Origin of the sequence: Brucella sp. IR068 (assembly GCF_049065885.1) — a bacterium.
Taxonomy (GTDB): Bacteria; Pseudomonadota; Alphaproteobacteria; order Rhizobiales; family Rhizobiaceae; genus Brucella; species Brucella intermedia.
On the sequence record NZ_JBAKHE010000002.1, the window covers coordinates 343644 to 363203 of the forward strand.

The window sequence follows — 19560 nt, forward strand, 5'->3', positions numbered from 1 at the left end:
CATGCAGACTGATCTGATAGCTCATCTGACCCTTGCAGCACCGGAGGTTCTCCTTGCTGTAGGCGCCTTGGCACTGCTCATGATTGGCGTGTTCTCCGGCGAACGGGCGGCCACGCTCGTCAACGGATTATCCGTCGCGGTGCTTATTGCAGCGCTGGCTCTGGTCATCCTTTTCCCGGCGAACGGCGTTGTTTTCGGCGGCGCCATCGTAAATGACGGCTTTGGCCGCTTCATGAAGGTGCTGACACTGGTCGGCTCCATCGTGACGCTGATCATGTCGGTCGGCTTCGCCAAGGCGGAGAAGTTCGACAAGTTCGAATTCCCGGTCCTGATCGTGATTTCCACGCTCGGCATGCTGCTGATGGTTTCCGCCTCCAACATGCTGTCGCTCTATCTCGGCCTCGAACTGCAATCGCTGGCGCTCTACGTTCTGGCAGCGTTCAACCGCGATAGCGTCCGTTCGACGGAAGCTGGCCTGAAATACTTCGTCCTCGGCTCGCTGTCCTCGGGCATGCTGCTTTACGGCATCTCGCTCGTCTACGGTTACACCGGTCATATCGGCTTTGCCGAAATCGCGCAGGCCGTCTCCGGCGGACAGCGCGAACTGGGTCTGGTCTTCGGTCTGGTCTTCATTCTGGCCGGTCTGGCATTCAAGATTTCCGCCGTTCCGTTCCACATGTGGACACCGGACGTCTATGAAGGTGCACCGACCCCGGTAACGGCATTCTTTGCCGCCGCTCCGAAGATGGCCGCCATGGCGCTCATCATCCGCGTCGTCTCGGAAGCCTTTGCCCCGGTCACCCATGACTGGCAGCAGGTCGTCATCTTCATCGCGCTTGCCTCGATGATCCTCGGCGCCTTTGCCGCCATCGGCCAGCGCAACATCAAGCGCCTGATGGCTTATTCCTCGATCAGCCATATGGGTTATGCGCTTGTTGGTCTGGCCGCAGGCACGGTGATCGGCGTGAAGGGCGTGATGATCTACATGGCGATCTACCTTGCCATGACCCTCGGCACCTTCGCGTTCATTCTTGCAATGCGCACCAAGGACGGCAATGTCGAGAACATCGATGATCTGGCCGGTCTGTCCCGCACCAATCCGGTGCTGGCAACCATCATGACCATCTTCCTGTTCTCGCTCGCCGGCATTCCGCCCCTCGCAGGCTTCTTCGGCAAGTGGTACACCTTCCTTGCCGCTGTGCAGGCCGGTCTCCTGCCGCTCGCCATCATCGGTATCGTGGCTTCGGTCGTGGGCGCGTTCTACTACCTGCGCATGATCAAGATCATGTGGTTCGATGAGCCGACCGGCGGTTTCGTTCCCGTCGCGGGCGAGCTTCGCCTGGTTCTCGGTGTAACGGGTGCCTTCGTGCTCTTCTACGTCTTCATTGCGGGCCCGATCGGTGGTTTTGCCGAAGCCGCGGCCAAGACGTTCTTCTGACAAATGCACGAGGCGGAAGCATAGATGAGTTTTGCGCTTTCGCCTGTTGCGAAAAATGAGGGCTACCGTCTCGAAAGCTTCGAGACGGTAGGTTCCACCAACGCCGTTGCCCTGGAACGGGCAGCCGCGGGCGATCCGGGCAGGCTCTGGCTTGTCACGAAGAAACAGGAAAGCGGTCGCGGAAGACGCGGCCGTGCCTGGTCTACGCCGGAAGGCAATCTTGCCTCCACGCTGCTTCTCGTTGAATCCTACGAAATGAAAACGGCGGCAACGCTCGGGTTTGTCGCTGGCCTGTCGCTCGCAGACGCGCTTGACGCGGTGTTCGCCGCGACCGGGCCTGCCGTGCCGCCGACAATCGGCCTCAAATGGCCGAACGATGTTCTGCTGAATGGCGCGAAACTGTCCGGCATCCTGCTCGAATCTTCCATTATGGGAAAAGACCTGTTCGCCGTTGCCATTGGCATCGGAACCAATGTGGTCGCCTTTCCCGATGATCTGCCCTACGCGGCGACTTCCCTGCGCTCGCTTGGCAGCAAATGCGATGCCGAAACGTTGTTCGCGGCCCTGTCGGATGCATGGTCCGTCAATTACCGCGTCTGGAACGAGGGGCGCGGCCTTGATGACATTCGCAAGCGCTGGCTGGAGCGCGCCCATGGCCTCGGCCAGCGTGTGACGATGCAGGTCGAAGGCCGTATCGTCGAAGGTCATTTTGATACGATTGACGAGGCATGCCGTTTTGTTATTCGCGAAGACGATGGTTCGCGGGTTGCAGTAACGGCTGGCGATGTCTATTTCGGAACTGCTGCTACAATACGCAAATAATTTGCTTTGTTTTGTCTTGCCAGGGTTGCAACAGGACAACTTTGGGTTCAGTTGGTGCGGCAAGACCGCTCGATAGTCATAGAGGAAATTTCATGGCCCGATCCAATACTACGGAACTCGTCTTTCTGCCGCTTGGCGGCGTGGGCGAAATCGGCATGAATTTGGCCATGTACGGCTTCGGCCCGGCGGACAACCGCGAGTGGCTGGTGGTGGATATGGGTGTGAGCTTTGCGGGGCCGGAACAGCCGGGCGCCGACCTCATCCTGCCGGATATCCGCTATCTCGAAGCTGAAAAGCACAATCTGCGCGGCATCGTGATCACCCATGCGCATGAAGACCATTTCGGCGCCTTGCTCGACCTTTGGCCGCGCCTGAAGGTGCCGGTCTATGCGACGCCCTTTACCGCCGGTCTGCTTGAAGCCAAGCGGCAGTCGGAGGATGGCGCGCCCGACATTCCGATCACGATCTACAAGGCTGGCGAAAAGTTTGAAGTCGGGCCTTTCAAGATAGAAGCCGTGGCCGTCACCCACTCGATCCCGGAGCCGGTTTCGCTGGCCCTTACGACGCCGCTTGGCACGGTCGTGCATACGGGCGACTGGAAGATGGACCCGGAACCCTCGCTCGGCCCCGTCATCGACGAGGCGCGTTTCCGCGCCATCGGCGATGCTGGCGTGCTGGCGCTGATCTGCGACTCCACCAACGCCTTGCGCGAGGGTGAATCGCCTTCCGAGCGACAGGTGGGCGACAGCCTGCGTGAGCTGATCGAAAATGCGCGTGGCCGCGTGGCCATCACCACCTTCTCGTCGAATGTCGGTCGTATCCGGTCGATTACCGAGGCGGCGCGTGACGCGGGCCGTCAGGTGCTGGTGGTCGGGCGTTCGATGAAGCGCGCCATCTCCGTTGCGACCGAGCTTGGCTACATGGAAGGCCTGCCGGAATATCTCAGCGAAGAGGATTACGGCTATATTCCTCGCGAGAACGTGGTGATGATCCTGACCGGCAGTCAGGGCGAGCCGCGTGCCGCACTCGCCAAGCTTGCGCGTGACGAAATGCGCAGCCTCGCGCTGACGGCGGGCGATACGGTCATCTACTCCTCGCGCGCCATTCCGGGCAATGAAAAGGCCATTCTCGACATCAAGAACCGCCTGATCGATCGCGGCATCAAGATCATCGGCGACGAGGATGCACTGGTCCATGTGTCCGGCCATCCACGCCGCAGCGAATTGCGCCGCATGTATTCCTGGGTTCGCCCGCAGATTCTGGTGCCGGTGCACGGCGAAGCCGCGCATCTGGTCGCGCAAGGCTCGCTTGGCGCGATGGAAGGCATCGAGCAGGTCGCGCAGGTGCGCGATGGCGACATGCTGCGTCTGGCGCCCGGCAAGCCCGAGATCATCGATGAAGCGCCGGTTGGCCGCATCTACAAGGACGGCAAGCTGATCGGCGACGAGGAAGAAATCGGCATGGTCGAGCGCCGCAAGCTTGCCTATGTGGGCCACGTCGCCGTTTCGGTGCTCCTCGACCGCGAGCACAAGATCATCGATGAGCCCGACCTCGTGACTTTCGGCGTGCCGGAGGAAAATGCGCAGGGCGACCTGCTGGAAGATATCCTTCTGGACGCGGCGATCGAGGCCATCGACAGCATTCCGCGTGTTCGCCGCAAGGATATCGAGCTGGTGCGGGAGTCCGTGCGCCGTGCCGTTCGCGCTGCGGCAAATGAAGCATGGGGCAAAAAGCCCGTGGTGACCGTGTTCGTCAATAGGATACGGTAACCACATATATTTGCAGAATGACCGGCATGGGAGGTGCTGATGCTCGAACGCTTGAACCACGTGGCAATCGCCGTTCCGGATATTGACGCCGCCGCAGCGCTTTATCGCGGCCAGCTCGGTGCCAAAGTCACCGAGCCGCAGGCGCTGCCCGAACATGGCGTAACCGTGGTTTTCATCGACGTCGGCAACACCAAGATCGAATTGCTGGAACCTCTGGGCGAGGGGTCTCCCATCGCGGCCTTTCTGGAAAAGAACCCGTCCGGCGGCATGCACCATCTTTGCTACGAGGTTGCGGACATCATCGCCGCCCGTGATCGCCTGAAGGCGGAAGGCGCGCGCATCCTGGGTGACGGCGAGCCGAAGACCGGCGCGCATGGCAAGCCGGTCCTGTTCCTGCATCCCAAGGATTTCAACGGCACACTGATCGAACTGGAAGAGGTGTAATCATGTCTCTGGTTTCGGGAATCGCGATCTATTTCATCATCTGGTGGACCACGCTGTTCGCGCTGCTGCCGGTCGGCTTGCGTACACAGGCCGAAGAAAACGAAGTGACCCTGGGCACGGTCGCCAGCGCTCCGGCAAGGCCGCGCATCGGCCGGGCCTTCCTGCGCACGACGGTCGTCGCAACGCTCATCTTCCTGCTCTATTATTATCTGACGCAGGTCAGCGGTTACGGCCTCGACGATATCCCGCATTTCTTCCCGGATCTGACTTGACCCGACCGGGTTTCACGGGTCCGTTTTCGGCGTGAATTTTGAGGCTGCCTAAAAATTAGGCAGCCTCTTTTTTGTATAAAGAAAAGTGGATGACTCCACCAAAAGTTGTAGATTGTGGCGAGCCCCAAGCGTAACCCGTTGAATTTCCGACAGGGTACAACCCGCCGTCATTTGTGACGGCGAGGCCATTTCCTCGGCAATTGTGCATGAATAAATCGATTTATACTTAAGTGAAATTTAATACTTGGATGCGCAGAGGGCACCGGGATAAATCCCACAAAATCAATGTGTTATTCGCGCAAATAAAATAGCGAAACTGCGGAGACCATGGCTGTCCCGCAAGTGCAAAAAAAAAGCAAGGCTTTCGCCTTGCTAATCAAATACGCGTTCGATCCGTTTCCATTTGACTGGCGGCTGCGAAAGTCGCGCCTGGATCCATCCTCCCAAGACTTTGACCGCGTGAAACCAACGGTTTTATTCCGTTGTTGCTCTTATGATGAAAAAAATAGCGAACTGCACAGCTTTTGTCACGAAAAATCTTCTATCGCGTCATATTTCTTTCGCAAAATTTCCCCGGAGAGAGTGATATATCTGTAATATATTGAATTTGAATGTGAATCTGGATGCCCCATTTGGCGGAGGCAGTTCTTTCGGCAGGCGATCATGGCTGTGGATGGGGAAATCCGCCGCCGCGAAAGCTTTTCCAGGCGGGTTTCCAACCGATCTATAACCCGGTAAGAAACCGACGAATATGCTTAATTTTTGCCTGATTCTTGAAGCACTCAGGCAGTCCCTCTTGATTGGTGGTTACGATGCGTCTGTCGCGGTATTTTTTGCCTATTCTGAAGGAAAACCCCAAGGAGGCGGAAATCGTCTCCCACAGGCTGATGCTGCGTTCGGGCATGATCCGTCAACAGTCGGCCGGCATCTATGCCTGGCTGCCGATCGGCCTGAAGGTGCTCAACAAGGTCTGCGACATCATCCGCGAGGAGCAGAACCGCGCCGGCGCCAATGAAATCCTGATGCCGACCATCCAGTCCGCCGACCTGTGGCGCGAAAGCGGCCGCTACGACGCCTATGGCAAGGAAATGCTGCGCATCCAGGACCGTCAGGAGCGCGACATGCTCTTCGGCCCGACCAATGAGGAAATGGTCACCGACATTTTTCGGTCCTATGTGCGTTCCTACAAGGACCTGCCGCTCAATCTCTACCACATCCAGTGGAAGTTCCGCGACGAAGTGCGCCCGCGTTTCGGCGTCATGCGCTCACGCGAATTTCTGATGAAGGACGCCTATTCGTTCGACCTCGATTATGAGGGCGCGAAAATGGCTTACTACCGCATGTTCGTGTCCTATCTGCGCACTTTCGCCCGCGTCGGCCTGCAGGCGATCCCGATGCGCGCCGATACCGGCCCGATTGGCGGCGATCTTTCCCACGAATTCATCATTCTGGCCGAAACCGGCGAAAGCCAGGTTTTCTGCGACAAGGCCTATCTCGATCTGGCCGTGCCGGGCGCGGACACCGATTTTCGTAACGATGCGCAGCTGACCGACATCGTCCAGCGCTGGACGACGCCTTATGCCGCGACCGACGAAATGCACGACGAGGCCGACTGGGCCAAGGTCAAGCCTGAAGATCAGGTTTCCGCGCGCGGCATCGAAGTCGGCCACATCTTCCATTTCGGCACCAAATATTCCGAACCGATGGGCGCGAAGGTGCAGGGCCCGGATGGCAAGGAACATCTGGTTTCCATGGGTTCCTACGGCATCGGCCCGTCGCGCCTTGTCGCGGCTGCCATCGAGGCCTTCCACGACGATGCAGGCATTATCTGGCCGAAGGCCATCGCGCCGTTCGGCGCCGGCATCGTCAACATGAAGCCGGGCGACGAAGGCTGCGACGCCGTGAGCGAGAAGCTCTACGAAGCGCTGACCAATGCAGGCGTCGATCCGCTGCTTGACGACACGGACGACCGTCCGGGCGCAAAGTTCGCCACGATGGACCTGATCGGCCTGCCGACGCAGGTGATCGTCGGACCGCGCGGGGTTGCCGCCGGTGAAGTCGAAATCAAGGATCGCAAGACCGGCGAACGCCAGAACCTGAGCGTCGAAGCTGCGATCAACCTGTTGACGGCAGAAGCATGAGCAACGCGGCGGCAGCAAAATCCGGGGACAAGGCAAAGGTAGCCCAGAAGGCTCCGAAGTCAGGTCCATTCTCGGCCTTTGAGCGGATGATCGCATGGCGATATCTGCGTGCGCGCCGCCGCGAGACCTTTATCTCGGTCATTGCCGGGTTTTCCTTCACCGGCATCATGCTGGGCGTGGCGACGCTCATCATCGTCATGGCGGTGATGAACGGCTTCCGTGCCGAGCTTCTTTCGCGAATCCTCGGCATCAACGGCCATCTCATCATGCAGCCGATTGACCGCCCGCTGGATGATTATGCCGATCTCATCAAGCGGATCGACGGTATTTCCGGCATCAGGTTCGCCATTCCCGTGGTGGAAGGGCAGGCGCTTGTGCAGGGCAATATCGGCGCTGGCAACGGCGCGCTGATCCGTGGCTTGCGTGAGGAAGACCTCGAAAAGCTCAAGCTCGTTTCCGGCAATATCCGCCAGGGCACATTGAAGGGCTTCGATCAGGCGGGCGGCGTCGCCATCGGCACCCGCATGGCGGAAAATCTCGGCCTTTCCATCGGCGATACGCTGCGCGTGATCTCGCCGGACGGCGATGTGACCCCGTTCGGCGTCAATCCGCGCGTGAAAGCCTATCCGATCGTCGCCATCTTCGAGATCGGCATGTCGGAATATGACTCCTCCATCGTCATGATGCCGCTTTCCGAGGCGCAGCTTTTCTTCAATCAGGAAGGAAAGGTGCAATCGCTTGAAATCTTTGTCGATAATCCCGACAAGGTGGATGCGATGCGCGCCCCGGTGGAAGAGGCGGCGGGACGCCAGCTCTCGCTTGTCGACTGGCGCCAGCGCAACCAGACTTTCTTCTCGGCGCTGGAAGTCGAACGCAATGTCATGTTCATGATCCTGACGCTGATCGTGCTCGTGGCGGCGCTGAACATCATTTCCGGCCTCATCATGCTGGTGAAGGACAAGGGGCATGACATTGCGATCCTGCGCACCATGGGGGCAACCCGCGGCGCGGTGATGCGCATCTTCCTGATGACGGGCGCCGCCATCGGCGTCACCGGCACGGTGGCCGGTGTGGTTCTGGGCGTCGTCGTCTGCCTGAATGTCGAGCGAATCCGCGAGTTCTTCTCGTGGCTCTCCGGCACCACGCTCTTCAATCCGGAACTCTATTTCCTGAGCCAGCTGCCCGCGAAGATGGACCCCGGCGAGACGATCTCCGTCATCGTCATGGCTCTGGTGCTGTCGTTCATCGCCACCATTTTCCCGGCCTGGCGCGCTGCCAAGCTCGATCCGGTCGAAGCATTGAGGTACGAATAATGGCGGCTGAAATCATCATGCGGCTGCAACGCGTCGGCCGCGCCTACAAGGAAGCCGACCGCGAACTGGTGATCCTCAAGGATGCCGATTTCACGCTGCGTCGCGGCGAAATGGTTGCGCTTGTCGCGCCATCGGGTGCGGGCAAATCGACATTGCTGCACACGGCTGGCCTTCTGGAACGTCCCGATGAGGGAGAGGTTTTCCTGGACGGACGCTCCTGCAGCAAGCTTTCCGATGATGAGCGCACGGCGGTGCGCCGCAACGACATCGGCTTCGTCTATCAGTTCCATCACCTCCTGCCGGAATTTTCCGCGCTGGAAAACGTGATGATGCCGCAGATGATCCGCGGGCTGTCGAAGAAGCAGGCGGCGGAACGTGCGCAGCAGCTTCTTGAATATATGAAGATCGGCAAGCGCGCCTCCCATCGCCCCTCGGAGCTTTCCGGTGGTGAACAGCAGCGTGTCGCCATCGCGCGCGCCGTTGCCAACGCGCCGCTTGTTCTTCTGGCCGACGAACCGACGGGCAACCTCGACCCGACGACCTCGTCCTATGTCTTCGGTGCTCTGGAAGCGCTCGTGCGCCAGTCCGGGCTTGCAGCCCTGATCGCCACCCACAATCACGAACTGGCTGGCCGCATGGACCGCCGCGTGACGCTGAAGGACGGCAAGGTCGTCGACCTCTAAAACGTCCACATTATACAGTAGCACCTCATCCTGAGGAGCCGCCGCAGGCGGCGTCTCGAAGGGCGAGGTGCGGCACTGCCTGAACAGAGCCCGGCAGCGTCACCCTCACTCTCTTCTCGCGGTTCCTGCCTGCGGTTGTATATTCACTATTCGTAAACCCTAAAATGAATGCCGTTGCAAAACGGGTGTTGACTTTGGAACAAAAATAGAACAAAAAATAAACATACGTGAACACAGAGGAGTTTCCAACATGACCGATCTCGTCCACGACGTTCTGTCTTTCATTTCGGTAAGCCTGTTCATTGCAACTTTCGCCATCTGGGTGAGCGCTATTTGAAGGAAATAGCGGGTTCCTGTGAACCCGCGTCACGGGGGCGATAGTCTTACTGGACATCGCCACTTCATTCCCCGAAACTGATGCTTTCAGGCGACAGAGTCGCCAGCCGCGATGAATCACGAATGTGGTTCATGCTTGAAGCAATGTGCTATCAGGCGGCTACTGTATCGGCGCCAGGATCGAAATCGATTTTTGGAAAGTCCGATACATGGATTTGGAGCGCCGGATGTATGTCCATCCGGGTGGCTCGGCAGATGATCGGGGTCGATGGAATGAGTGATGTAGCAGCAGCCAATGCAGCAAATGACGGTGCTTTGACGCCACGTTTCGTGCATCTGCGGGTACACTCGGCCTATTCCTTGCTGGAAGGCGCATTGCCGCTCGGCAAGATCATCAAACAGGCGATTGCCGACGAGGCGCCGGCTATCGCAGTCACCGACACCAACAATCTGTTCGGTGCGCTTGAATTTGCGCAGAAGGCATCGAAGGACGGGTTGCAGCCGATTATCGGTTGCCAGATCGATGTTGCCTTTGGCGACCATGCCGACAATGGACGCAGCGCCAATCGCCGGGTTGCGCTGGACCTTGCCCCCATCGTGCTGCTCGCGACGACGGAAGCGGGCTATGCCAATATCGTGCGGCTTGTCAGCCGCGCGTTCCTGGACACTCCGGCGGGTGATCCGGTGCATGTCGAGGCGAGCTGGCTGCCGCCTCTGGCGAAAGATGTCATCGTGCTTTCAGGCGGCGCATTGGGGCCGATCGGCCGCGCCTTTGCCGCCGACCGTCCGGACAGGGCGGAGGCACGGCTTGCTTTCCTGCGGGAAGCCTTCGGCGACCGGCTCTACGTCGAACTGCAGCGTCAGGCTGGCTATGACCGTGCGCTGGAAGCAAAGACTGTGGCGCTTGCCTATGAGATGGACCTGCCTCTGGTGGCCACCAATGAGGCGTTCTTTCTCAAGGCGGAAGACTTCGAGGCCCATGATGCGCTTCTGGCCATCGCGGAAGGGCAGATATTGTCCAACGATGATCGCCGCCGCCTGACGCCGGATCATCATCTGAAAAGCCGTGCGGAAATGGCGGCACTCTTTGCCGACCTGCCGGAAGCGCTCGAAAACACGGTCGAGATTGCCCAGCGCTGCAGCTGGTACACGCAGACGCGCAAGCCGATCCTGCCGCGCTTCACGGGCGAATCGGACGATCCGGAAGCGGCCCTCCAGGCGGAGGCCGACGAGCTGGCGCGGCAGGCGCGCGAGGGCCTGAAGATGCGGCTCGAGACGGCGGGCCTGGCGGAAGGCTATACGGCGGAGCAATATGCCGAGCGTCTCCAATACGAGATCGGCATCATCACCCGCATGAAGTTCCCCGGCTACTTCCTGATCGTTGCCGACTTCATCAAATGGGCGAAGGCCCATGGCATTCCGGTCGGGCCGGGCCGCGGTTCGGGTGCCGGTTCGCTCGTCGCCTATGCGCTGACGATTACCGATGTCGATCCGCTGCGGTTCTCGCTGCTTTTCGAACGCTTCCTCAACCCGGACCGCGTTTCGATGCCCGACTTCGATATCGACTTCTGTCAGGATCGCCGTGAAGAGGTGATCCGCTATGTGCAGGAAAAATACGGGCGCGATCAGGTTGCGCAGATCATTACTTTCGGAACCTTGCAGGCCCGCGCCGTGCTGCGCGATGTGGGGCGCGTTCTGGAAATGCCCTACGGTCAGGTCGACCGTCTTTGCAAGCTGGTGCCGCAGAACCCGGCCAATCCCGTGTCGCTGGCGCAGGCCATCGAAACCGAACCCAAGATAAACGAAGAGCGCGAGAAGGAGCCGGTCGTCGGGCGGCTTCTCGATATGGCGCTCAAGCTGGAGGGGCTTTACCGCCACGCCTCTACCCACGCCGCCGGTATCGTGATCGGTGACCGTCCGCTGTCAGAACTGGTGCCCATGTATCGCGATCCGCGTTCCGACATGCCGGTCACCCAGTTCAACATGAAATGGGTCGAGCAGGCGGGACTGGTCAAGTTCGACTTTCTCGGCCTCAAGACGCTGACCGTTCTGGAAACGGCGGTCAAGCTTGTGGCGCGCAAGGGGATCGAGATCGACCTGTCCCATGTGCCGCTCGATGATCCGCTCACCTATGAAATGCTGTCGCGCGGTGAAACGGTCGGCGTATTCCAGGTTGAAAGTGCCGGCATGCGAAAGGCGCTGCTCGGCATGCGCCCGGACCGGATCGAGGATATCATTGCGCTTGTGGCGCTTTATCGTCCCGGGCCGATGGAGAACATCCCGACCTATAATGCGCGCAAGAACGGCGAGGAGGAGATCGCCTCCATTCACCCGAAGATCGATCACCTGATCAAGGAAACGCAGGGCGTTATCGTCTATCAGGAACAGGTGATGCAGATCGCGCAGGTGCTTTCCGGCTATTCGCTCGGTGAAGCTGACCTTCTGCGCCGCGCCATGGGCAAGAAGATCCGTGAGGAGATGGACAAGCAGCGCGTCCGTTTCGTGGATGGCGCCATCGAAGGCGGTGTCGACAAGGCGCAGGCCAACATGATCTTCGACCTGCTGGCCAAGTTCGCCGACTACGGCTTCAACAAGTCGCACGCCGCTGCCTATGCAATCGTCTCCTACCAGACGGCCTATATGAAGGCGCATTACCCGGTCGAGTTCCTCGCCGCGTCGATGACCTACGATATGTCGAACACCGACAAGCTCAACGATTTCCGCCGCGAGGCCAACCGTCTGGGCATCGAGGTCGTGCCGCCGTCGGTGATGACGTCGTTCCGTCCGTTTGAAGTGGGCGAGAAGCAGATTTTCTATTCGCTCGCCGCCATCAAGGGCGTGGGCGAGGCGGCGGTGGATCATATCGTCGAGGTGCGGGCCGAGAAGCCTTTTGAAAGCCTTGAGGATTTCTGCGAGCGGGTCGATCCGCGCATCGTCAACCGGCGGGTGCTGGAAAGCCTCATCAATGCCGGTGCGATGGATTGCTTCGGTCGCGAGCGCCCGGCCATGAGTGCGGGCATGGATCGCATCATGGGCTTTGCCCAGCGTACCCAGGAAAATGCCGCAAGCGGCCAGTCCGATATCTTCGGCCTGTCCGGCGCGCCCAAGGAAACGCTCATCCTGCCGCAGGCAGCGCCCTGGCTGCCGTCGGAAATGCTGCATCGAGAGTTTCAGGCGGTCGGCTTCTATCTGTCGGCCCACCCGCTCGATGAATATCGCGATGTGCTGAACCGGATGCGTGTTCAAAGCTGGGCGGATTTTTCCGCAGCCGTCAAGCGTGGCGCCAATGCCGGACGTCTGGCGGGCACCGTGACCGCCCGTCAGGAGCGCAAGACGCGAACCGGCAACAAGATGGGTATCGTGCAGCTGTCCGATGCCAGCGGCCAGTTCGAAGCAGTGCTGTTTTCGGAAGGGCTCGCGCATTATCGCGATCTTCTGGAAAGCGGCAAGTCGGTGGTGATTACTGTTCAGGCGGAAAACCGTCCCGAAGGCATCGGCCTGCGTATCCAGACGGTGCAGTCGCTCGAAGACGAAGCCTGCCGGATGCAGAAGGCGATGCGGCTTTACCTGCGCTCCGCCGATGCGGTCCGTCATATCGCGCCGCATTTCAATACGCGCGGCGACGGGCAGGTGAGCCTCATCGTCATCAAGGACAACGGCCAGCGCGAAGTCGAGATCGAACTGCCGCACCGTTATCGCGTCAGCCCGCAGATCGCGAGCGCCATGAAAGCCATTCACGGCGTCGTGGACGTGGAACTGGTTTGAGGTAATTAAGGCAGAGTGGCGGCAAGCCCGTTTTGCGGTCTTTTTGCGCGAAAAATCGGTGGTGATGTGTGTATTTCACCACCGATTTTGTGGCGAACGCCCGTCAAAAATGTGGCATTTCTGTGATTTGCCTCAGTAGGCGGCTGTGAAACGCTTGCGGATATACTGGCCTTTTTCAGCTTCATCCAGAATGGCGACCGCCAGATCGGCGACGGAAATCTTGCTTTCACCCTTGTCGTCGAACACCGGTTCGTCGCCGCCAAGACGGTATTTTCCGGTGCGCTCGCCCGGCTGGAGAATGATCGCCGGCGACACGAATGTCCATTCCAGTTGATCCTCGCCGCGCAGGTCTTCCAGTGCCTGACGGGCGCCGAGCGCGCCTTCCTTCCATTCGGCAGGAAACTCGGGCGAGTCGACCAGCTGCTTGCCATTGATCGAAAGACTGCCTGCGCCACCAATCGCTATAAGGCGCTTGACGCCGGCCTTTTTGGTGGCTTCCGTGATGGAACGGCTGCCATTGATGTGGTTTTCGCGGATATTTTCGTCGCTCCAGCCCGGATTGTAGGCCGAAATCACGATGTCGTGCCCCGCAAGCTGGCTTGCAAGCGCATCAGTATCGAATACGTCAGCCTTTAACGCTGTGACATTGGCGAGCTTTTCCACTTTTTCCGGATGGCGAACCAGTGCGGTCACCTGGTGGCCGCGTGCTGCGGCTTCCTTGAGAATGGCGGCGCCCACAAAACCCGTTGCGCCGATCAGTGCGATTCTGGTCATGGCATTTTCCTTTCCGAACTTCTCGTATCGAATGAATTGAGGTATGTTTCGTAATCAGGTTATTTCTGATAACTACTTAAGCGATGCTGCCATGCGTGTGAAGAACGCACTTTTACATGTTCAGGGTACATGGAAGTAACCGCGTCGAAGGCAAGTGTTCATGGCGGTTTCGATGAAGCCGAAAGGCAAGGACCGAGCTAACGAATTGTTTTACCGGGATTTTGCCGCTCCTATGGACCATGTGCGTTGGCAAGCGGCGGGGCTCGAAGAATAAAATGCGCGCCGGGCGGTGGTCCGCCTGTCCGAGGAGAAGCAGATGACGATATCGACACGGCCTGACGGCAAGACGCCCTTGCTGTCATCCACTCCGGCCTTCAAAACCGATGGGGACGGCGCCTGTCCGATCCGCGAAGTGCTGGATCGGGTGGGCGACACGTGGAGCATTCTCGTCGTCTTCAATCTTCAGAAAGGTTCGATGCGCTTCAATGCCTTGCGGCGATCCATCGAAGGCATTTCGCAGCGCATGTTGACGGTGACGCTGCGGTCGCTGGAGCGGGACGGGCTGGTTTCGCGGCATGTTCGCCCGACATCCCCGCCTGAAGTGGAATATTCACTGACCGAGCTTGGCCATTCTCTGGCCGTGCCGATCGATGTGCTGGGCCAATGGGCAGTCAACAACCGCGACCTGCTTCGCGATGCACGCGCACGTTTTGACGAAGGCAACGAATAAAAGGGGAACCGGGCCGTTTCGCCGTGCGTTTGTCTTGTCAAACAGGAGAGAAAGCCATGCCCGCTAAATCACAAGCCCAACAGAAGGCAGCCGGAGCTGCCCTTGCTGCCAAACGCGGCGAGATCAAGAAAAGCGAACTCATCGGCGCGTCGAAGGAAATGTATGAATCGATGACCGAAAAGGAACTGGAAGAGTTTGCCGAAACCAAGCGCAAAAGCCTGCCGGAGCACGTAGACGGCGACAAGAAGCACTGAACAGGACAGGCGAGCGCCGTCTGGCACTCGCCATGTGATCTTTACTTGTCGGCCTTGTTCGGGGCGAGTTCGATTGCTTTCAGCTTGCCGTCGGTGATGCCGCATCGCAGCGTGATGCTGTCCCACTTCGCGGAAACACCCTTGTTGCGCGCTTCACCGGGAACCGAAATCACCGCTGACACCTTGCGCGGGTCGCTGGAACTGAATTTCGATGATTTATCATCGGTTTGCGCGTCGGAAATATCGTCTTTGGTGAAGCCGAGACGATCATATTTCTTGCTCTTCTTCACATAGTCATAGCCGCTCGCGATACAGTCGGCGATCTGCGGCGCGACCCGCTGATCCTTGACGAGCGTCTGGTAATTTCCTGTAAAATCCTTCGAGCGCTTCGGAACGGCATCGGCATGAGCCGCAGCGCAAAAACCCAGTGTGAAAATTGCGGAAACTACAAGTTTGGTCGATTTCATGCCCATGTCCTTCTGGAGACCCGTCTTTCACTGGCGATCAGGCGGGGTTGAATCGATAATAGAACCGAGATTACAGGCGCAATTCTGATTTTTTTATGAATTTCCAACGCTTACGATAGCTTATTGGCAAATGCGTGCAAGACAGGATTTGCCGTGGCAGCCTTGGTCGAGGTGCATGTTGGTGCGATGCGCGGCGTCGCCGTCCGGACCGATCACTGTCATGAAAAGCTTGCAGCTTGCACCGTGCACGGCGCGCCAGAATGCCTTTTCCTTGTCGTTGCCGTTCCAGCCGCTTTCCAGTTGCGTTTTGCTGCCGTCCGCGAATGTGAACGACATGATATCGAGCGCGTTTGCAAAGGCGTGTTCCGAAACCCGCCCCGACGAGGCTCCGTTTACCTTTCGGCATTGATAGTCCGAGCCGACGCCGATCTGCGTGATTTTTGAATCCGGGCCGTAAACATCCTTCGCGGCTTTCGTCACTTCACTGCTCCACTGCGCCAGCGTGACGGCCATTGCGCAATTCGTGGTCACTGCATTGGCGAATTTCAACGGCTCGTCCTTGCCGATGGCGGTCAGGGACAGAGGGGAATGAACCCCGCATTGCCCACCGTCCTTGATCGGAGGCAGAAGCTTGCCCTCGACCTGACCGGAAATGAGCGCCGGGCAGGACACCTGATAGATTCGTTCTTCGATTTCCGGCCCGGCGTCCTGCCGTTTCTCATCAGCCTGTTTCGGGTTGTCTGCCGGTTCCGCAGGTCTTGTCGGAATCTCCGGAGATGGAGCCGGGGCCGGGCGGGGTTGTTCCTGTGGTTCGGAATCCGGCTTTTCCTCCGGAAGGGGCGTGGGTTCCGGCTCCGGTTTCTTGTTTGCTGTATCCTCCGGCCGCGGGATGGGAACGGGTATGGCGAAGCCGGGCGCCGGTTTTGCTTCAGCCGTCGGTGCGGGGCTCGCTTGTCTTGCCGTTTGTTGCTTTGCGGCGGGTTTTCTCTGGGTATGTCTTGCCACCGGACGTTTGCGATGCTGCCTTGCCTTCTGGGCGTCCTGTTTGAGGATGCGTTCGATGAAGGTTTGCGCCTGCGCCTCGCCGGAAAGAATGCCGGACAAGGACGGCATTGCAACGAGGCCAAGCGCGATCAGCGCGGTGAATGCACCCTTGCCGGACGGAAAAAAAGACAAAGCCATTGACGCCTCATGAGTAGCGGTTCCGTCAGGGCTAATGACGAAACAGGGAATGGCGTTCCTTCACGCTTGATGGCAGAGCGTAGCAAATGGTAGGAAACGCATGCCGAACACCGGTTTTTCCGGCTTTTTCGACCCTGCGCGCTTGACAAGATAAGAGCTGGATGACTAAAAGCCGCCATCGCTGGCGCGTCATCGCGCTGGCGTTTCATTTGACGTGTCCCGTGGATGAAGATTGCGCTCGCGCGCTTCATCCTGTCAGTCCTCGAAAACGGAGGGCAGAGGAGGGCGCGTTTCCTCCAGCGTCTTCGGGCGCTATAACCTTTGAAGGAAATGCGATGAGCAAGCGCGAATCCGCTAAGTACAAAATTGATCGCCGTCTTGGCGAAAACATCTGGGGCCGTCCGAAGTCCCCGGTAAACCGTCGTGAATATGGCCCGGGCCAGCACGGCCAGCGCCGCAAGGGCAAGCTGTCGGACTTCGGTGTGCAGCTGCGCGCCAAGCAGAAGCTCAAGGGCTTCTACGGCGACATCTCCGAAAAGCAGTTCCGCAAGACCTACGAAGAAGCCGCTCGCCGCAAGGGCGACACCGGTGAAAACCTGATCGGTCTGCTGGAATCGCGCCTCGACGCAGTCGTGTACCGCGCCAAGTTCGTTCCGACGATCTTCGCTGCCCGCCAGTTCATCAACCACGGCCACGTGAATGTGAACGGTCGCCGCGTCAACATCCAGTCCTACCGCCTGAAGGCCGGTGACGTTGTTGAAGTTCGCGAAAAGTCGAAGCAGCTGGTTATCGTTCTGGAAGCTGTTCAGCTCGCTGAACGTGATGTTCCGGACTACATCGAAGTCGACCACAACAAGCTTGTTGCGACCTACTCCCGCGTTCCGACCCTGACGGATGTGCCTTACGCCGTTCAGATGGAACCGAACCTGGTCGTCGAATTCTATTCGCGTTAATTCCATGCGCGCTCTGGCGCGCTGGATATTTGCCGAAATCGAAAAGCCGCGCTGTCCATCAGCGCGGCTTTTTCGTTAAGCATTTCCAGCAAAAGTGCGAAGCGGTTTTGCGCAGGACAATGCGTAGCTCGAATGAGCATTTCCAGCAAAAGTGCGAAGCGGTTTTGCGCAGGGCAATGCGTAGCTTGATTGAGCATTTCCAGCAAAAGTGCGAAGCGGTTTTGCGCAGGGCAATGCGTAGCTTGATTGAGCATTTCCAGCAAAAGTGCGAAGCGGTTTTGCGCGGGATAATGCGTAGTTTAAAAGAGCATTTCCAGCAAAAGTGCGAAGCGGTTTTGCGCGGGATAATGCGTAGTTTAAAAGAGCATTTCCAGCAAAAGTGCGAAGCGGTTTTGCGTCTTTCGCAAACAATTATGGTTTCCCGGTTTTCCCCGCGCCCGCTTTTCGGTATGAAGCCTGCAACATCCTCAATTTTCGGGAAGCACCATGAACGCTTTCGATCCAGATATTGCAGAAGATGCGGGCAGCGACGGCTGTCACCCGCTGTTCCGCGATGTGCCGACCACGGTTGAATTCAACAAGCTGCGCAAACGTCTGTTGCGCCTGACGCGGCAGGCCATCGAGGATTTCTCGATGGTCAAACCCGGCGAACGCTGGATGGTTTGCCTTTCGGGCGGCAAGGACTCTTATGGGCTTCTGGCGCTGCTGCTGGATCTCAAATGGCGCGGCCTGCTGCCGGTCGAGCTGCTGGCGGTCAATCTGGATCAGGGCCAGCCCAACTTTCCCAAGCACATTCTGCCGGATTTCCTGAACCGCTACGAAATCGAGCATCGCATCGAATATCAGGACACCTATTCGATCGTCACCGACAAGCTGCCGGAAACGAGCACCTATTGCTCGCTTTGCTCGCGCTTGCGCCGCGGCAACCTCTATCGGGTCGCGCGTGAGGAAGGCTGCTCGGCGGTGGTGCTCGGCCACCACAGGGAAGACATTCTCGAAACCTTCTTCATGAACCTGTTCCATGGCGGACGCCTTGCGGCAATGCCGCCGAAACTCGTCAATGACGAGGGCGACCTGATGGTGTTCCGTCCGCTGGCCTATGCGGCGGAGGATGATCTGGAGAAATTCGCGACCGCGATGCAGTTTCCGATCATTCCGTGCGACCTGTGCGGCAGTCAGGAAGGGCTGCAACGCAATGCGATGAAAGCCATGCTGACCGACATTGAGAAGCGCATGCCGGGCCGCAAGGACACGATGATCCGCGCCATGACGAATGTTCGTCCAAGCCACCTGCTGGATCGCAAGCTGTTCGATTTCGCGGGACTGACGCTGAACGATGCAGGAGAGGACGATCATGCGCTTTGATGAAGGACAGATGGACTGGCTGGCCGATTTGCTGGCCGATGCGGCGCGTGAGGAGATCATGCCGCGATTCCGCAGGCTGGATGCGGGCGATATCAAGCAGAAGACTTCTGCTGCCGATCTGGTCACGGAAGCCGATGTGAATGCGGAGCGCTACATCACAGCCAGGCTAAAGGAGCGGTTTGCCGACGCGGTGATCGTGGGCGAGGAAGCCTGCTCGGACAATCCGGCCTTGCTGGATGGTCTGAACGACGCGGAACTTGCATTCACAATCGATCCCGTTGACGGCACCTTCAACTTCGCATCAGGCGTTCCGCTTTTTGGCGTGATGCTGGCGGTGGTGTCGAAGGGGGAAACGGTCGCCGGTATCATTCACGATCCCGTCGGCAATGACTGGATCATGGCGTCCAGAGGCGGCGGGAGCCATATTCGCCATGCCAACGGCGATCTAAGCCGGGTAAGCGTTGCGAAGCCTGCTCCGATCGACCAGATGACCGGCTCGATTTCATGGCAATATACTGCCGAGCCAATACGGTCGCGGCTGGCGCGCAATCATACGAAATTCCTGTCGCAGATCGGCTATCGCTGCGCGGCGCACGAATATCGGATTATCGCGACCGGCGGGGCGCATTTCGCCGTCTACAACAAGCTTATGCCTTGGGACCATCTTCCCGGAGCGCTGATCCATCAGGAAGCGGGTGGGTACATCGCGCGCTGGGACGGCAGCGCGTACCTGCCTTCTCACACCGGCGGCGGGCTTATTGTTGCGCCGAGCAGGGAGAGCTGGCAGTCCATTCAGGCCGCGCTCTGGACAGAGTAATACCGCTTGAATAAAGCCCGATATGGAAAGGCCCG

The 19560-nt window shown here is 58.8% G+C and carries 19 protein-coding genes; 14 read left to right on the forward strand and 5 right to left on the reverse strand.

The window, feature by feature from the left end; translation table 11 throughout:
• Window position 1: 1 nt before the first annotated feature.
• The 8 genes from nuoN (at window position 2) to ACOWVS_RS04665 (ending at window position 8882) form a co-directional block, all read left to right on the forward strand.
• Window positions 2–1438, forward strand: coding sequence for an NADH-quinone oxidoreductase subunit NuoN (nuoN, locus tag ACOWVS_RS04630; protein ID WP_075041655.1), 1437 nt, complete (start codon window positions 2–4; stop codon window positions 1436–1438).
• Window positions 1439–1462: 24 nt separating this feature from the next.
• Window positions 1463–2260: a biotin--[acetyl-CoA-carboxylase] ligase gene (locus ACOWVS_RS04635; RefSeq protein ID WP_075041656.1), complete on the forward strand. Its 798-nt coding sequence runs from the start codon at window positions 1463–1465 to the stop codon at window positions 2258–2260.
• 92 nt (window positions 2261–2352) lie between these two features.
• Window positions 2353–4029, forward strand: coding sequence for a ribonuclease J (locus tag ACOWVS_RS04640; protein WP_075041657.1), 1677 nt, complete (start codon window positions 2353–2355; stop codon window positions 4027–4029).
• A gap of 39 nt (window positions 4030–4068) precedes the next feature.
• Window positions 4069–4473, forward strand: a complete 405-nt coding sequence (gene mce, locus ACOWVS_RS04645; protein ID WP_075041658.1) for a methylmalonyl-CoA epimerase — start codon at window positions 4069–4071, stop codon at window positions 4471–4473.
• Window positions 4474–4475: 2 nt separating this feature from the next.
• Window positions 4476–4745, forward strand: coding sequence for a DUF1467 family protein (locus tag ACOWVS_RS04650; RefSeq protein WP_006466605.1), 270 nt, complete (start codon window positions 4476–4478; stop codon window positions 4743–4745).
• An 812-nt stretch (window positions 4746–5557) separates the two neighbouring features.
• Window positions 5558–6886, forward strand: a complete 1329-nt coding sequence (proS, locus tag ACOWVS_RS04655) for a proline--tRNA ligase (RefSeq protein WP_006471801.1) — start codon at window positions 5558–5560, stop codon at window positions 6884–6886.
• Window positions 6883–8199, forward strand: coding sequence for a lipoprotein-releasing ABC transporter permease subunit (locus ACOWVS_RS04660; protein ID WP_075041659.1), 1317 nt, complete (start codon window positions 6883–6885; stop codon window positions 8197–8199). The genes proS and ACOWVS_RS04660 overlap by 4 nt, the downstream gene beginning before the upstream one ends.
• Window positions 8199–8882 carry an ABC transporter ATP-binding protein gene (locus tag ACOWVS_RS04665; protein ID WP_006466608.1) on the forward strand — a complete coding sequence of 228 codons (684 nt, stop codon included), beginning with the start codon at window positions 8199–8201 and terminating at the stop codon, window positions 8880–8882. Before ACOWVS_RS04660 ends, ACOWVS_RS04665 begins: the two co-directional genes overlap by 1 nt.
• 25 nt (window positions 8883–8907) lie before the next feature.
• On the opposite strand, the gene ACOWVS_RS04670 is transcribed toward ACOWVS_RS04665, so the two are convergent.
• Window positions 8908–9276, reverse strand: a complete 369-nt coding sequence (locus tag ACOWVS_RS04670) for a hypothetical protein (RefSeq protein WP_139309252.1) — start codon at window positions 9274–9276, stop codon at window positions 8908–8910.
• A 215-nt stretch (window positions 9277–9491) separates the two neighbouring features.
• Between ACOWVS_RS04670 and dnaE the strand changes: the two genes are divergently transcribed.
• Window positions 9492–12983 carry a DNA polymerase III subunit alpha gene (dnaE, locus tag ACOWVS_RS04675; RefSeq protein ID WP_075041692.1) on the forward strand — a complete coding sequence of 1164 codons (3492 nt, stop codon included), beginning with the start codon at window positions 9492–9494 and terminating at the stop codon, window positions 12981–12983.
• A gap of 132 nt (window positions 12984–13115) precedes the next feature.
• Here the strand turns inward: dnaE and ACOWVS_RS04680 are convergent, their stop codons facing one another.
• Window positions 13116–13757 (reverse strand): NAD(P)-dependent oxidoreductase, encoded by a 642-nt coding sequence (locus ACOWVS_RS04680; protein ID WP_075041660.1) that lies wholly within the window; start codon window positions 13755–13757, stop codon window positions 13116–13118.
• Between the two features lie 316 nt (window positions 13758–14073).
• Between ACOWVS_RS04680 and ACOWVS_RS04685 the strand changes: the two genes are divergently transcribed.
• Both ACOWVS_RS04685 and ACOWVS_RS04690 read left to right on the forward strand, forming a co-directional pair.
• Entirely contained in the window at window positions 14074–14487 is a 414-nt protein-coding gene (locus ACOWVS_RS04685) for a winged helix-turn-helix transcriptional regulator (RefSeq protein ID WP_075041661.1), read from the forward strand.
• A 56-nt stretch (window positions 14488–14543) separates the two neighbouring features.
• Entirely contained in the window at window positions 14544–14741 is a 198-nt protein-coding gene (locus tag ACOWVS_RS04690) for a DUF3008 family protein (RefSeq protein WP_006471797.1), read from the forward strand.
• A 41-nt stretch (window positions 14742–14782) separates the two neighbouring features.
• Here the strand turns inward: ACOWVS_RS04690 and bspC are convergent, their stop codons facing one another.
• On the reverse strand, window positions 14783–15208 hold the full coding sequence (gene bspC / locus ACOWVS_RS04695; protein ID WP_025091399.1) for a type IV secretion system effector BspC: 426 nt from the start codon (window positions 15206–15208) through the stop codon (window positions 14783–14785).
• Window positions 15209–15328: 120 nt separating this feature from the next.
• Entirely contained in the window at window positions 15329–16390 is a 1062-nt protein-coding gene (locus tag ACOWVS_RS04700; protein WP_075041662.1) for an extensin family protein, read from the reverse strand.
• Window positions 16391–16725: 335 nt separating this feature from the next.
• On the opposite strand from ACOWVS_RS04700, the gene rpsD reads away from it, so the two are divergent.
• Window positions 16726–17343 (forward strand): 30S ribosomal protein S4, encoded by a 618-nt coding sequence (gene rpsD / locus ACOWVS_RS04705; protein ID WP_031345968.1) that lies wholly within the window; start codon window positions 16726–16728, stop codon window positions 17341–17343.
• Window positions 17344–17418: 75 nt separating this feature from the next.
• On the opposite strand, the gene ACOWVS_RS04710 is transcribed toward rpsD, so the two are convergent.
• Window positions 17419–17754: a hypothetical protein gene (locus ACOWVS_RS04710; protein WP_253177139.1), complete on the reverse strand. Its 336-nt coding sequence runs from the start codon at window positions 17752–17754 to the stop codon at window positions 17419–17421.
• 75 nt (window positions 17755–17829) lie between these two features.
• On the opposite strand from ACOWVS_RS04710, the gene ttcA reads away from it, so the two are divergent.
• Window positions 17830–18708, forward strand: a complete 879-nt coding sequence (gene ttcA / locus ACOWVS_RS04715) for a tRNA 2-thiocytidine(32) synthetase TtcA (RefSeq protein ID WP_006471793.1) — start codon at window positions 17830–17832, stop codon at window positions 18706–18708.
• Window positions 18698–19525, forward strand: coding sequence for an inositol monophosphatase family protein (locus tag ACOWVS_RS04720; RefSeq protein WP_075041664.1), 828 nt, complete (start codon window positions 18698–18700; stop codon window positions 19523–19525). Before ttcA ends, ACOWVS_RS04720 begins: the two co-directional genes overlap by 11 nt.
• Window positions 19526–19560: the final 35 nt, after the last annotated feature.